Below are 14184 nucleotides of genomic sequence, written 5' to 3' on the forward strand. Positions count from 1 at the left end.
CAAAGCCACCTAACGGTGGCTTTGCGACTTTGGTTTACTTTTTAGCGCGTAAATCTAAATTCCTAAAGTCAAAACTAAAGTCTGTCACCGCCATTGAGACAGCGCGCATTTTTGCACTACTCACTCGGTTATCTGGGCTCATTTGAAACTCAATGTAAGCATCTGCTTCGAGTAACTTTTCATCCCACTTCACAATAAACGTATTGCCCGTGTAATGCTCAAGCTGACCTTTCAAACGCTTTGTATGAGTAAAATCAATACGTAGCTGACCATTTAACTCCTCGATTACCACATCACCATACCAGTTATCGTGCAGAGTGCCTGTGTAGTTGATGTTTGGTAGTTTCGCTTGATAATCAGCAGGTGTTTCTGGTTTTGCGTTTGCGTAAGCTTCTTTTTTACCTTCAAAGTGCTTTTTAGCAAGATCTTCAACCCAGTCTTTATCTTCAAGATCTAATGCATCTTCTAATACTTCATAGGTCACTGCAGAGAGCGCACTAAACGCTTGCTGGTTACTCAGAATAACAATACCGAGGTTTTTCTCTGGTAATAATGTCACTTGAGACACCATACCTAAAATACCACCACCATGGCCTAGCTTTTTAATGCCGTGGAAATCTTCAATGCTCCAGCCTAAACCATAACCTCTAAATTGTTGGTGGTAAGCTTCATAAGCACTTTTTGATGCCATTGACGTAATGTGCGGGTGCCACATTTGTTGCTGTTGCTTTTCAGTGAATAACTGCTGGCCATTTGGCATTTTGCCATGTGCAAGCTGCGTGCGTAGCCATTGGCTCATATCGCTTACGCTTGATGCAATCGCACCAGCGCCACGGAAATCTTCAAGGTAGTTCACAAAAAATGGGTGTAGTTGGCCATCCATTGGAATATGACCCGTCGCCCAGTTTTTATTGCTACTAGGAATACGTGAAAAACCTGCGCGTGAGTTTTTCATATCAAGTGGCTGAAGAATATTTTTCTCGATGTAATCATTCCAGCTCATGCCAGATACACGGGCTACCACTTCACCTGCAGTCACAAACATTAAGTTGTTATAGGCATATTTACTACGAAAGCTACTCGCTGGTTTTAAGTATTTTAGCCCTGCGATAATTTCATCAATCGATTTGTCAGTATCTGGCCAAATCATTAAATCGCCTTGCCCTAAACCCAAACCGCTACGGTGGCTTAATAAATCGCGAATGGTCATTTCACGTGTTACGTAAGGGTCATACAGACGAAACTCAGGAAGATGATCAATTACTTTGTCATCCCAGCTAAGCTTACCTTCATCAATTAATTTAGCTAACGCTGCTGCGGTAAATGCTTTGGTGTTTGACGCGATACCGAATAAGGTGTCTTTATTTACTTTTTTACCGGTATCAAGGTGAGATACACCAAAACCTTTTGCTAACACGACCTGATCATTTTCAACAATCGCTACAGCCATACCCGGTACGTCAAAACGTGCCATTGACGTTTCGATTACTTTTTCAATTTTTTTAGTATCAATATCGGCATAACTGTAAAACGAACAGCTCGATAACAGCGCCGCTGCAACGGCTAATTTACGAAATATCATAATATCCCTAGGTGATTTTTATTGTTGTGAATAGCGAACTCTTTCGCTGCCCGAGTTTTATCTGGATCATCGCAACTTGGTCTTGCGAGTATTGCTTCACTGTAATGATTTGGTACACCTGCTTCAAGCGCTCCGCGATGAACATGCTGAAGATACCAGTCGAATGGCAGTAAAGACTCATCTAAGGTGTTAGCGATATAACAATGGGCAGCAAGTTGCTCGCCATCTAGTAGTTCAACGGTGATATCTACACAGTCATAACGCGGCCCTTCGATATCATCAAGAATCGACTTTTCAGCTTCGTTTAACTGATACACAACACCATATACCAAGGCATCTGCCTGATCTGTTTTGCGCACGCTACACTTTGCAGAGCCGTCGGTACTTACCATATCAAACGTCAGTTCATAGCCTTTTAAAATAGCTGTGCCTACCCGCTTTGCTTCAGGTAACCTTGCCAGCAATCTGCTCGATGACATATTTGAACCAAATGAAAAGTTATATAGCGCCATACTTACCTCACACAACAACGCGAATAGCTAAGGCAATTAAGATCACGCCAATGCCTCTATCAAACCAGTATCCGCTTTTTAAGAAAAATGCTCGCACTGATGCTTTTGATAACACCAATGATAAAAATGAAAACCATAGCCAAGTCGCCATTGCCATATACACGCCATAACCAGCCTGCACTACAACAGGTGTTTCAGGGCTTATTACAAGAGTAAACAACGACATAAAAAACAGTGTTGCTTTGGGATTAAGGGCATTGGTAAAAAAACCGCGTCGAAATGCTTTATACACAGATTCAGGCTCAGCAGGGGCAAGGGTTTGCTGTTTACTATCGCTAGGTTTTGCGCTTCGTAAAGCTTGCACACCCAAGTATGCCAAATAAGCCCCTGCAAGGTATTTTAAAGCCATAAATAAGCTAGGTGACTGGGATAAAATTAATGCCACACCTAATACACAATAAGCAATATGCAGCAAAATAGCCGCACCAACCCCAGCACTGGTCCAAAGCGCATTTTTACGACCTTGTTGAATACTTTGCTTGAGTACAATTGCAAAGTCAGGACCTGGGCTTGCTACCGCAAAAAAGTGAGCTATGGCTATCAATAAAAACTCATCTAAATACTGCACTCAATATTACCCTACTGCTTGTTCATCTAATGCTAATAACAACGGATTTGCACTGTCACTCACCAATGCTTTAATTTGCTTTTGCGCTTTTTTATATTGGCTGCGTAAATGGGGTTTTAAAAACTTCTTCGACTGATTGTCCCCTTTAAAATGCGTAACCAGCGCATGCATAAATAGCGTTTGTGGCTCAGTCAGCGCTGCTTGGCGATTGGCATAAGGGTTATAACCGCAGCCGCAGCCACCTTTAAATTGATACACCGTATTACTCATCATCACCCCAAAGCCTAAATAGCATGCCAACGCATCGCTTGCTTGCGGTAAGTACTCTTTACCGCCAGGAGGTAAGACACCCACATGGTGAATCAAAATGGTCGCTAAGGTACCAGCAAAACTTGCCACTAAATCTTGCGGTTGATTGATTTGGTTCGGGTTAAAGGAGATATTCACCGGATGATTTGCCGGCAAAATTAAGCTCGCCTCGCTACCGCGTAAATTGTCTTGAAATTCAAAATGCGGAAACACCTGCGGTGTAAGCCCAGATGGCGCAACTAAGTTAATTGGCCACGCCTGCATCCCCGCATAATCAACAACTCGGCTAAATACCTTTTCAGCCATTTCATTGACGCTCGACACCCTATCCGGAAAGAACTGCCCGTTAGGTAAAATGATTTGTGTGTGTTTTAAAAAATATTCACTATCAAAGTGTTCAACAGCCCATAAAAAGGTATCGATTAACCACTGCTGCTCTTGCTCATCAACAAGTGGGGCTGACTTAAATAACGCTAACATAAATTACTCTTGTGATTGTGCCCATTGCCATGCATCCGTATTGTAAAGAGGCACAGTTGATAAAGCATGATGATGGCTACCGCTCGACTCTTTCGTTGAATAAGACAAATATAAAAGTGTGCGTGTTGGCGCATCATAAATACGACGTACTTTTAACGATTTAAACAAAATACTTTTCGATGATTTAAATACCACTTCGCCCGATTTACTGCGATCAATTTGTTGTAATTGGTCAGCGGTAATGGGGCCTGTTTGACGACAGGCAATAGACATATCGGATGGATCAGCAAAATCAAGGTTCGCTTCAATATGGCTAATGTGACAAGTAACACCGCTTATAAGCGGGTCTTGTTGTGATACCACTTTAATATCTTTGGTCGTAAATAACCCCAAACTCACCGAAGCAGCATCATCCGAGCAACCGCTCAACAAAATCAGTGGCGCAGTAAGTGCAGCTAATTTTAGTAACTTCATCCTAGTGTTCCTTATTAAAAAGCGATAGTTGTCCGTTTACAACGATTTGCTTGCTATGTTTCAATACTATCTCAAAATATCTTCAACAACGAGCACCTAAACAATGAAAAAATCGCTTGGTTTACTGTGTTTAATGTTCTTAAGTAGTACAGCTCACGCTGACTACTCTATTAGCGCTGGTTTCGGCAAAAACTTTACTAACTCGGTGCAAACCGAAGAAAACCTTAAAATTGAGCTTGAGGATGACAGCCATTTTACTGTCAGCCTAGATAGAACCATTGATAATGCTCGCTATGGGTTCTTTTATTCAGCAACCGAGCTTGATATGAAAGACCAAACCAACAAGCAAGTCGAGATGCAATACCTGCTATTTCAAAGTGCCGTAGAAGTGCCATTAGCTGACCGTATAGTTGGTTTTGTTGGTGCCCAAATTGGCGCAAACCACGTCAACACTGACTTTGCCGACTCTGATACATATTTTACCTCTGGCCTTTATGCTGGCGCAGATTATTTATTTACTGAACAAGCACGGGTTTATGTTGAAACTCGCTGGCTGGCAACTATTGTAAATAATGCAAGTAACGTATCGTGAACATTGCCAACATCAGAAGACGACCAATGTCTATGGCACTTTGATGGTGATGTGTTAAACCAATTTCAGACAAACATCGGTTTTAGTTACCGCTTTTAAGGAAGACCCCATGCCGCACATTGTTATAGAACACTCAGAAGACTTGCCAATTCTGCCACAAGTGTTAGTTGAAAAAGTTCACCAAGCCGTTTTTGACTCAGGCTTATTTGAGCTTTCGACCATAAAGACTCGTGCAATTGCTTATCAGCATTACGAATTAGGTGAAGGCAAAGATGGCTTTATTCACATCGGCGCATCAATCATGGCAGGCAGAACCATAGAGCAAAAGCAAATGCTCAGTGAGCAATTATTAAGTTGCTTAAGAACATACTGCCGCCGCTCGTATAGCTTAAGCGTTAATATTTACGATATGGATGCTGATATTTACCGTAAGTGTTAATTACTTTGGCAAATAGGCTGCCGGTAAGCGCTTGATTTCTATCTCAGGCGATAAGTACGCAGTGTAAACTAGCCAACGCTCATTGGGTATGTAGGTCAAACCCGATGAGCGACTATAAGCTCGCTCCGGTAAGGCAATTAAATCATGATGCTGCTTACTTGCTAAGTCATAGTAGCTAATACGGTAATCACCTAAGCGTTCTTTATAATAATAAATACGCCCCTCATGATACGCGTTCTTTGCCACCAGCAACCATGCATAACTGCGCGCCAACTTAACATCGTTCACCAGCATTTCTTCAACACCCGTATCATGATGTTTTATCCAAATAGCATGGCGCGAGTTGGTAAATAAAATATCGCCTGATTGTGTTTCAACGCCATACTGCGCAGGCACTTCAACAGCTTTACCTAGGCTTTTACCTGTTAAGTCATAACGATATAAGTAGTCACCATCAGAAACTAAAATATGCTGGCTATCAGCGCTAAACTTGGGTTTAATTGCATGACTAAATGGCAGTTTGATTTGCTGACTTTGCTCTACTTTGAAATCATAAATATATAAGCGGGTACTGCCATTGTCATACAATGAAAACAAAATATAGCGTCCATCGGCTGACCAGGTTGGATCACGAACTTCCCCCGTGTTATGTGCAAAGTCAGTAAGCTGCTTTCGCGAGCTGCTATCAGGGTTAACAATCCAAAGCTGTGAACTGCCAGATTCATTGGACACATACAGTAGTTTATTTTGCTGCTGATTATATTCAGGGAATAGCGAGCTAAAATTGGTCGACAACATAGAAAACGGCGAGTTGGCCACTTGTTCGTCTATTTTCAGACGCGTGATCACCTTATCTAAATCCCACTGATGGTAATAAACACTACCATCACTACTGTAATTAGGTGAACTCATGCCCGCAATTTGCGTGTTGATTAGGGTTTGATTCTTAATGTCAAAGAAGTAGCCATAACGTTTACCGCCCTCAACTGCACTAAACGCCAATTGCTCTTTAGACGGATGCCAATCTACACCATGAATATCAACAAAATCATGAGTTAGCCGTTGGCTTTGCCCTGTTTTTACATCTATTAAAAACAGCGCTTTTTGGTTGTTTTTAACATTACGCGTAACCACAACTCGCTGTGCATCTGGCGAAAACGACACTGACTCATACACAGTTTCGCAGTCATCATTACAAGGAATAACTGTTTCTTTTGTTTGTTTTGCCTGTAAACCGAGCAGTTTGATACGAGTGACATAATCACCTGTCTTGCTTGTATGATCAACAATGTAGGCCAAGGTTTTACCATCACTACTGATATCAAGATCAGGCGCATAGTTATTACTGCACTCCCCTAGCACGACACTGGTGGCATTTACCAAAGAGAGTTTTACAATTTCACAAACATCTGACGCCATACGGTAATAATATAATGTGTTTGCATCTGGGCTAAACACAGAGCGCCCTTCTGTAAAAGGTGAGTCCGTTAATTGCTTTGCTGGGTGCTCTGGAAAATGTAAATCACGTAAATATAGGTTATTTGGTTTACCAAGCTGTCGCCATGAATACACCAAATAGTGCTGATCATCAGAAATTGAAGGATAAATCTCACGACCAGGGCTTGCCGTCACGCTTTCGATACTATTAAGCGGTAGCACAAAGCTTGAGTTAGTTTGCTTTACAGGCGAAGAGAACAACCAATACATCACAACCAAGCTAATGACACACAAAGCCACAAACAGCTGGCGTATTTGTGCAGTAGTGATACTAAAACCCACTGGGTTTTCTTTATCGGCTGTATCTATTGGCTCGGGCTTTAATAAAACGCGATAACCCGTTTTACGCAGTGTCTCTATGTAAGTTTGTTCTGGATCGAGTTCCTTAAATGCTTTTCGTAAATGCCAAATTGCATTTGTTAAGGCTTTTTCACCCACGTAAAAATTGCCCTCCCAAACACTATTGATGAGCTCTTCACGGGTGATGGGTTCGGGGTAACGCGCAACTAAGCAAGCTAACAACTCAATAAACTTAGGCTGCAAAAGCTGTTCACTACCATTGCAGATCAGTTTATTTTCGAGTGGGTTAACAATACATGAGCCCAGCTGATAAACGCGATTAGATGTTTCCATTTACTCTAAATAAAACCCCATTTTAGAAGTACAGCAGTATAAAGCCCTATCAATTTATCGTAAAAGCAGCCCTTTCACCAGCTTTAACGTTGCAAAACAGTTAACAATGAACATTTCTTAACTCGCTGATTTTAAATAAATAGATATTCAATAGATATAAAATAGAGACATAAACGAGCCACCTAAGATTGTAGTTAGGTTCACATTTCTATAAAAATTTTTACGTCAATACCGACCAACCAGAGTGTTGCTCACTGTAAATTTTAACTGCCCTTAAAAGAGCATCACTCTGGTTCTAAAAACTAAAAATAAAACAACTAGGAACGCCTGTGAGAAATCTACTAACCAAACCTTGTGCTATTGCACTTGCTGTTGCCAGTGGTTTTAGCCAACATGCATTTGCCAATGAGGCTGAGATTGCCCGCCCTGCCAACACCACTCCAGCAGCTAATGAACAAACTGAAGAGCCGGAAAAAATCGTTGTTACGGGTTCTCGTATTAAACGCGATAGCTTTTCAATTCCAACACCGCTGGTCACAATGGACCGCGAAGCCATTGCCGATACAGGTTTAACCAACTTATCAGACATTTTGGTTGATAACATGCCAGCTCTTAGCGAGAGCATAGGTAATACCACCAGCCAATCAAGTGTTTCAGCGACCGGTTTATCGACAGTACAGCTTCGAGATTTAGGCGCTAACCGTACCCTAACATTGATTGATGGTCGTCGTGTTGTTTCAAACAGCTACAGTGGCAACTATGTCAGTTTAAATACCATTCCGAGCGGTATGGTTGAGCGCGTTGAAATAATCAGTGGTGGTGCATCTGCAACCTATGGTGCCGATGCTGTAGCAGGTGTGGTGAATATTATCACCCAATCCAAAAAAGAAGGCTTTGATTTTAAAGCGAACACAGGTGAAACCACCGATGGCGGCGGTAAAGAATTTACCCTTGATTTAAACTACGGTACCTCGTTTGCTGAAGATCGCGGTTACGCCTATTTCAGTGCCAACTGGGACCGTGATTTCGGTATGACTTTTTACGATCGTAAACGCGCACAAATCGAAGATTCTTACCGCTACGACGATGAGCAAATGTGTAATCAGATGCTCACAAAAGACGGTTATCAATGTATGCGTGACATCACACAAGCTGATTGGGTTAGCAAAAGTGATGGTATTCCTGGCGGTGTGTTCTTAGAAAACAGCCGTAACGACACGCAATTTTGGTATGACGGCCAAACTCTACGTGATGACTGGAAAGGCAACGAAGAAATTTACGGTGTGAATTCTAGGCAATACGTGATGCTTGATGTACCAAGCGATAACGTATCTGCTGCAGTTAAAATTGATTACGATTTAACTGACGATGTAATGTTCTACGCGCAAGTTCAATACAGTGAAAGTGGTTCTTTTAACAATAAGTCGCCTGAAGATGAATACGAAGGTGCGTATGTACCGCGTTATGACCCGACCACTGGCGAGCCCCTTGCAGATGTAGCACCGGGTTATATCCCTATCGACAACCCATATGTTCCGCAAGAAATCCTCGATGCCAACCCATACAAAGATCGTATTTATTGGGATCGCCGCTTCAGTGAAGTGGGGAATATTAGCACTGATAATACCCGTAAAACGATTCGTAGTTGGGCAGGTCTCCAAGGCACATTATTTAACGACGAGTGGGACTGGGATGTATCTGCAAGTTATGGTCGTTTTACCCAACACCAAATTCGTAGCAATGAATTAAATACTGTAAAACTTAATCAAGCTTTGCAAGCAGAAGAATTAGCGGATGGCACCATTCAATGTATTGATGAAGCAGCTCGCGCTGAAGGCTGTGTGCCAATTAACTTATTTGGTGAGGGCTCTATCACCGAAGAAATGGCTGCTTGGATCCGTACCAACCCAATTATTGATACCGAAATAGAACAATACGGTGTAGTTGGCTACGTTGCGGGTGATTTATTTGAATTACCAGCAGGCTCAGTATCCGCAGTATTTGGTGGTGAATACCGTAAAGACAGCCAAGACCTATCAACCAGCGACGACATGAAGGCAGGCGGTATTACCTTCAACTATGTACCAAATTTTTATGGTGAAGTTGAGGTCTATGAAGCCTTTGCAGAGCTTGCGATCCCACTTTTAAAAGATGCTCCTTTAGCAAAAAATTTAAGCGCAGAAACTTCATTACGTTTAGCTAACTACAGCATGGAAAACGTCAACACTGTTGCCAGCTACAAGCTAGGTGTATTTTGGGAACCAATCGAAGGCTATGCATTTAGAGCAAACTACGCTCGCGCTCAACGTGCTCCCACAATCACTGAGCTTATGTCACCACCGCGTGGCGATTACGACAGCTATGATGATATTTGTGACGGTTTAACAGCAACATCAACTAAAGCAGGTCACGATAACTGCCGCAAAGAACCTACGTTAGCTGCGCAACTTGCTGCTGATCCTAACTTTGAATTTAGCGATGAGAACAACAGTTACTCTCCAGGGGCAGGTAACGAAAATCTAAAAGAAGAAACCGCTGATACTTATACCTTTGGTGTGACAGTGGCTCCTGCCTTTTTAGAAAACTTTAATCTTGCTGTTGATTACTACGATATTGCTATTGTTGATGCGATTTCGCAGATCAGCAATGAAAACATCATGCGTGAATGTTACGACTCAGAAGCAGCATGGGGTGAAGACAACGTATTTTGTAATGATATTACCCGTAATAGCGAAGGTAACATTATCAAAATTCTTCAGCGTCAATATAACCTCGATGAGCTAACTGCACGTGGTTATGATGTGGTTGCACAGTACAAATTAGACTTAGATAACCTAGGTCAGTTATCGTTTAAACTAGATTACAACCATGTAATCGAAAACTCGCAAACTTATGAAGGCCTTGATGGCAGCTTAGTAACCAGTCACTACGCAGGTTACGGCAGCAGCAAAGATAAAGCCTCAATGTCACTTACATGGCGTAACGATAACTTGCGTATTCGCTGGCGTACAAATTACTTAGGCTCGTTTAAAGCAAGCCAGAGTCTTGAAGAAGATTATCAAGAGTATGTTGCCGAAAATGATGCCCGCTGTGAGGCTGGTGAAGATACTTGTATCAGTAATCCAGAAAAACTTGCCTACCAAGATTATGGTTCGTTCTTAAAGCACAGCCTTTCAGCGTCTTACACCATGTCACTTGGTGAACAGAGCCAATTGCGCGTATTCGGTGGTGTGAATAACGTGTTTGATAATAAAGGTGACTTTTATCCATATGGCCGTGGTAATTACTACAGCGCATACGGCGGTGGTGCTGGTCGCTACGTGTATGTAGGTGCTCAATATAGCTTTTAACCGTTTCATATGAAGATCCCCAGCTAGGCTGACATCAAAGGCGCATTTTTATTGCGCCTTTTATCTTTTCCAGCTTTGCATCCCAACTAACCGAGACTCGGTACGCGCATATTCAAATGCCAGTTTTTGGCCTTGATATAAATCGCTAATACCCACATCGGCCGAAATCACCAGTAATCGGCTGCGATCATAAAACTCATCAACTAAAGCAATAAAGCGCCGCGCTTCATCATCTAAAAAATGTTCTTGTAAATCCTGCTTTTCTCGCTGATAACTATCTTCAATGCCATGCACAATTTGTTTACCTGTTGCTCCGCGCCCCATCACCGGCACATTGAGTAAATAAACGCGCTGAAAACGCTCTGCCAAATAAATATAATCCGCGGTGCTTCTAGGTCCTGAGCAAAGCGTCATAAAATCAAACATAATGGCGTCTTGAGCTTGCATTACACAGCTAAGCTCGCGGTGGCAAACCGCTATCGTTGTTTGCCTTTGTATAGCTTGCTCGTGCTTTAAAAAGCGCTCTGTTAGCGCCTTTTTGTTACCAATAAAATAATGTGCGGTTTGTTTGCCAAAGCGAAAGCGATGATCGGTATCGCCTTCAACACTTAAAACATGGCAATGCTCATTTAATAAATCGATAGTGGGTAAAAATCGTGCTCGCTGTAAACCATTACGATATAACTGCTCCGGTTGGCAGTTTGACGTTGCCACTAACACTACTTGCTGCTCAAACAAGGCTTTAAATAAGCCACCTAAGATCATGGCATCACCAATATCAGATACAAAAAACTCATCAAAACAAATCAAGCGAATGTGCTCTGCCCACTCTTTAGCAATCACCGTCAGCGGATTTTTCTGCCCTTGCAGCTGAGTTAAGCGCTCATGCACTTGCTTCATAAAATGATGAAAGTGCAAACGCTGTTTAGCTTCAGTGTTAACAAGCTTGAAAAACACGTCCATTAACATAGATTTACCACGCCCTACTGGGCCATATAAATAAACCCCTTTTATTGGCTTAGCGCCTTGCCACCAATGGCTTGGTGCAGCTAATTCTGTGGCTAGATTATCGAGAGCATTAATCGCTGTGCGCTGGGCACGGTCTTCTTGCAAATCACCTTTGGCTATTTGCGCTTGGTAATGCTGTAATATTTGTCCTTGCTGTACTGTCATAGGTAACTAGTATCCGCTATACTCGCCGCCATTGTAGCCGACTAAAAATGTGATCCCAATGAAATTTCCATGCCGTTTAGATAAATTTATTAGCCATATTGCCGAGTTACCTCGCAGCAAAACCAAAGCAGGTATCAAACGTAAATACGCCACTGTGAATGGCGAGGTGATCACCTCATTTGATTATTCAATCAGCCAAGATGATGACGTGCGCTGGCAAGGCGAGCCACTGGTATTTTTAGGTAAGCGCTACTTCATGCTCCATAAGCCTGCTGGCTATGTATGTGCCAATAAAGATGACCTTCACCCGACTGTATTCGATTTACTTGATGAACCAAATATGAGCGACTTTCATGTTGCAGGCCGTTTAGATATCGATACTACAGGGTTAGTAATCATCACCAATGATGGCGACTGGTCACACAAAATTACTGCACCAAAGCATAACAAATTCAAAACGTATTTAGTTGAAACTCAAGAACCTATTGATGAAGAAGCCATTGCAGCGTTAGAGCAAGGGGTGCAATTGCACAACGAAAAAGAGCTAACTCGCCCTGCGGTTGTTGAAAAACTTGCAAGCTACAGCTTACGCCTTTCAATTTGCGAAGGTAAATACCACCAAGTTAAGCGAATGCTTGCGGCTGTAGGTAATAAAGTTGTTGAATTACATCGTGAAAAAATAGCTGACATCACCCTCGACGAAAGCCTTGCAAGCGGTGAATATCGTGCCCTTACAGAAGCCGAACTGAAGCTCTAAATAGGTACTTGAGCAAAAGTCATGATAACGCTGTCATTTTTCCTTAATAAAACCAGACAAACGTGGTAAAAGTTAACAGGGGAAATAATAAAGGAGGCTGACTGTGTTATCAGGATTAGCTTTAAAAACAAAAATCACCTTATTTGCTATCGCTATGTTTATTGCGTTATCTGCGATAGCGTTACTTGGCTTACAATCTTTACGCCATGCCAGCGAAAGCGACAACATCGCGCGTATCAACCAGCTCATGAAGAGCACCACCAATATTGTTGAGCAATTTGAGTTGATGGTTAAAAGCAATCAACTCGAAGAAGCACAAGCAAAGAAGCTTGCTATTCAGGTACTTCGAGAAAATAAATACCACGACTCAGAATATGTGTATGTCGTCGACAACAACTTAGATTTTGTCGCCACTCCGCACGACCCAGAGCTACACGGCACCAGCTTTAACGATTTTAAAGATGCCAGCGGCAACAGTATCGGCCGTATGGTCGAAAATCTCGTGGGTAACACGACCAATAAAATCATCACCTATCACTGGGATTCAGTGCGAGATGGTGAAACCGTTGATTTAACCTCTGTAGTACAAAAAACACCGCTGTTTGGCTGGTATGTTGGTACAGGCATTAGCGCCAAAGAAGTTGATGAACGTTATTGGAATACTGCAAAGTGGTTGCTGGGCTTATCTATGCTTATTGCCATTGCACTGACCTTTGCTATTGCTCGCTTTGGCTCATCGCTCACTAATGCCTTAGGCGGCGAAATTGATGAAGTAATCGGTATTGTAAAAAACGTCTCTCGCGGCAACTTAAACTCATATATTCGCCAAGATGCTCCACCTGAGAGCATTATTGCTGCCATGCATTACATGCAGCAAGGTTTACGTGGCGTTGTTGGCGGCATTAAAGGCGTTACAGATAGCTTAAAAAATCAAAGTGTTGATAACGAGTCTCGCTCTGTTGAGCTCGATAAACTCACTCGTAGCCTAAACGAAGAAACTCAAATGGTAGCTTCAGCAATTACCGAGTTAACAGCCTCAGCGCAAACCGTTGTTGAACATGCTGAACAAGCCGCTTACTCAGTGCAAGAAGCTGAGCAACAAGGTCAAAGCGCCAGCCACTTAACCAGCGAGGCTGCTGATACCATCGCGCTTTTAGAGCAGCAAATTGACAGCGCTGGTAATAATATTCAAGTGCTAGATGATGAGGTAAATAACATCGCAAATGTGCTCAGTGTTATTCAAGGTATTGCCGAACAAACTAACTTACTTGCGCTTAACGCAGCGATAGAAGCTGCCCGTGCAGGTGAGCAAGGACGAGGCTTTGCTGTTGTTGCTGATGAAGTTCGCGGGCTTGCTCAGCGCACACAAACCAGTACTGAAGAAATCCGCAATATGATTGGCAAACTACAAGCTGCAACCCAAGATGCCAAATCATCTGTTTCGCTTAGTATTAGTACCAGTGAACAAACCGTTGAAAAGTCGACTAAAGCCAATGAAGAGCTAAAACGCGTTGCCAGTTCACTCAGCGCCATCGCGCAAATGAGCCATCAGATAGCCATTGCTGCAAAAGAGCAGCTTGATGCCGGTGAAGACACTGCCAAACGTATCGTAACTATCTCAGACACGGCTTCACAAACGGCTGATGTATCAAATCAGGCCCATACAGCAACCGATTTGATCAAAGGTCTTACTAGCAATTTAGAAACTGAAACCGCTAAATTCAGTTAATTTAAATCAACTAAAACGAAAAAGCCCAG

General features: G+C 42.4%; 12 protein-coding genes. 5 read left to right on the forward strand and 7 right to left on the reverse strand.

All coding sequences use genetic code 11. From position 1 onward, the window contains the following. Window positions 1-34: 34 nt before the first annotated feature. From PASHI_RS17015 to PASHI_RS17035, 5 genes are read right to left on the reverse strand one after another with little or no spacing between them, the layout of a single operon-like run. Window positions 35-1582 (reverse strand): serine hydrolase, encoded by a 1548-nt coding sequence (locus PASHI_RS17015; protein WP_062566452.1) that lies wholly within the window; start codon window positions 1580-1582, stop codon window positions 35-37. Further along, window positions 1579-2094 carry a gamma-glutamylcyclotransferase family protein gene (locus PASHI_RS17020; protein ID WP_062566453.1) on the reverse strand — a complete coding sequence of 172 codons (516 nt, stop codon included), beginning with the start codon at window positions 2092-2094 and terminating at the stop codon, window positions 1579-1581. The genes PASHI_RS17015 and PASHI_RS17020 overlap by 4 nt, the downstream gene beginning before the upstream one ends. Before the next feature lie 7 nt (window positions 2095-2101). After that, window positions 2102-2722 (reverse strand): LysE family translocator, encoded by a 621-nt coding sequence (locus PASHI_RS17025; RefSeq protein WP_054560994.1) that lies wholly within the window; start codon window positions 2720-2722, stop codon window positions 2102-2104. A 6-nt stretch (window positions 2723-2728) separates the two neighbouring features. Then, window positions 2729-3511: a hypothetical protein gene (locus tag PASHI_RS17030; RefSeq protein ID WP_062566454.1), complete on the reverse strand. Its 783-nt coding sequence runs from the start codon at window positions 3509-3511 to the stop codon at window positions 2729-2731. A gap of 3 nt (window positions 3512-3514) precedes the next feature. Continuing rightward, entirely contained in the window at window positions 3515-3985 is a 471-nt protein-coding gene (locus PASHI_RS17035) for a CreA family protein (RefSeq protein ID WP_055196731.1), read from the reverse strand. Between the two features lie 103 nt (window positions 3986-4088). Between PASHI_RS17035 and PASHI_RS17040 the strand changes: the two genes are divergently transcribed. Both PASHI_RS17040 and PASHI_RS17045 read left to right on the forward strand, forming a co-directional pair. Then, window positions 4089-4577 (forward strand): outer membrane beta-barrel protein, encoded by a 489-nt coding sequence (locus PASHI_RS17040; protein ID WP_062566455.1) that lies wholly within the window; start codon window positions 4089-4091, stop codon window positions 4575-4577. Window positions 4578-4686: 109 nt separating this feature from the next. Beyond that, complete coding sequence (locus tag PASHI_RS17045; RefSeq protein ID WP_054560998.1) at window positions 4687-5016, forward strand: 5-carboxymethyl-2-hydroxymuconate Delta-isomerase; 330 nt, start codon at window positions 4687-4689, stop codon at window positions 5014-5016. Here PASHI_RS17045 and PASHI_RS17050 read toward each other — a convergent pair whose 3' ends face one another. After that, window positions 5017-7146 (reverse strand): winged helix-turn-helix domain-containing protein, encoded by a 2130-nt coding sequence (locus PASHI_RS17050; protein WP_062566456.1) that lies wholly within the window; start codon window positions 7144-7146, stop codon window positions 5017-5019. A 329-nt stretch (window positions 7147-7475) separates the two neighbouring features. On the opposite strand from PASHI_RS17050, the gene PASHI_RS17055 reads away from it, so the two are divergent. Next, window positions 7476-10496, forward strand: coding sequence for a TonB-dependent receptor domain-containing protein (locus PASHI_RS17055; protein WP_062566457.1), 3021 nt, complete (start codon window positions 7476-7478; stop codon window positions 10494-10496). Between the two features lie 60 nt (window positions 10497-10556). Here PASHI_RS17055 and zapE read toward each other — a convergent pair whose 3' ends face one another. Then, complete coding sequence (gene zapE / locus PASHI_RS17060; protein WP_062566458.1) at window positions 10557-11669, reverse strand: cell division protein ZapE; 1113 nt, start codon at window positions 11667-11669, stop codon at window positions 10557-10559. 58 nt (window positions 11670-11727) lie between these two features. Between zapE and rsuA the strand changes: the two genes are divergently transcribed. Both rsuA and PASHI_RS17070 read left to right on the forward strand, forming a co-directional pair. Then, window positions 11728-12426, forward strand: coding sequence for a 16S rRNA pseudouridine(516) synthase RsuA (gene rsuA, locus PASHI_RS17065; RefSeq protein ID WP_062566459.1), 699 nt, complete (start codon window positions 11728-11730; stop codon window positions 12424-12426). Window positions 12427-12580: 154 nt separating this feature from the next. Continuing rightward, the gene (locus PASHI_RS17070; RefSeq protein WP_062566597.1) at window positions 12581-14155 is read left to right on the forward strand and encodes a methyl-accepting chemotaxis protein; all 1575 of its coding nucleotides are present in this window, start codon (window positions 12581-12583) and stop codon (window positions 14153-14155) included. Window positions 14156-14184 lie beyond the last annotated feature (29 nt).

Source organism: Pseudoalteromonas shioyasakiensis, assembly GCF_001550135.1.
Classification (GTDB): Bacteria; Pseudomonadota; Gammaproteobacteria; order Enterobacterales; family Alteromonadaceae; genus Pseudoalteromonas; species Pseudoalteromonas shioyasakiensis.

What these genes read in the sequence shown, in the direction of transcription:
- PASHI_RS17070 (WP_062566597.1), top strand. Translation starts at nt 12,581, where the DNA reads ATGTTTATTGCGTTATCTGCGATAGCGTTACTTGGCTTACAATCTTTA.
- rsuA (WP_062566459.1), top strand. Translation starts at nt 11,728, where the DNA reads ATGAAATTTCCATGCCGTTTAGATAAATTTATTAGCCATATTGCCGAG.
- PASHI_RS17015 (WP_062566452.1), bottom strand. Translation starts at nt 1,582, where the DNA reads ATGATATTTCGTAAATTAGCCGTTGCAGCGGCGCTGTTATCGAGCTGT.
- PASHI_RS17020 (WP_062566453.1), bottom strand. Translation starts at nt 2,094, where the DNA reads ATGGCGCTATATAACTTTTCATTTGGTTCAAATATGTCATCGAGCAGA.
- zapE (WP_062566458.1), bottom strand. Translation starts at nt 11,669, where the DNA reads ATGACAGTACAGCAAGGACAAATATTACAGCATTACCAAGCGCAAATA.
- PASHI_RS17040 (WP_062566455.1), top strand. Translation starts at nt 4,089, where the DNA reads ATGAAAAAATCGCTTGGTTTACTGTGTTTAATGTTCTTAAGTAGTACA.
- PASHI_RS17045 (WP_054560998.1), top strand. Translation starts at nt 4,687, where the DNA reads ATGCCGCACATTGTTATAGAACACTCAGAAGACTTGCCAATTCTGCCA.
- PASHI_RS17030 (WP_062566454.1), bottom strand. Translation starts at nt 3,511, where the DNA reads ATGTTAGCGTTATTTAAGTCAGCCCCACTTGTTGATGAGCAAGAGCAG.
- PASHI_RS17050 (WP_062566456.1), bottom strand. Translation starts at nt 7,146, where the DNA reads ATGGAAACATCTAATCGCGTTTATCAGCTGGGCTCATGTATTGTTAAC.
- PASHI_RS17035 (WP_055196731.1), bottom strand. Translation starts at nt 3,985, where the DNA reads ATGAAGTTACTAAAATTAGCTGCACTTACTGCGCCACTGATTTTGTTG.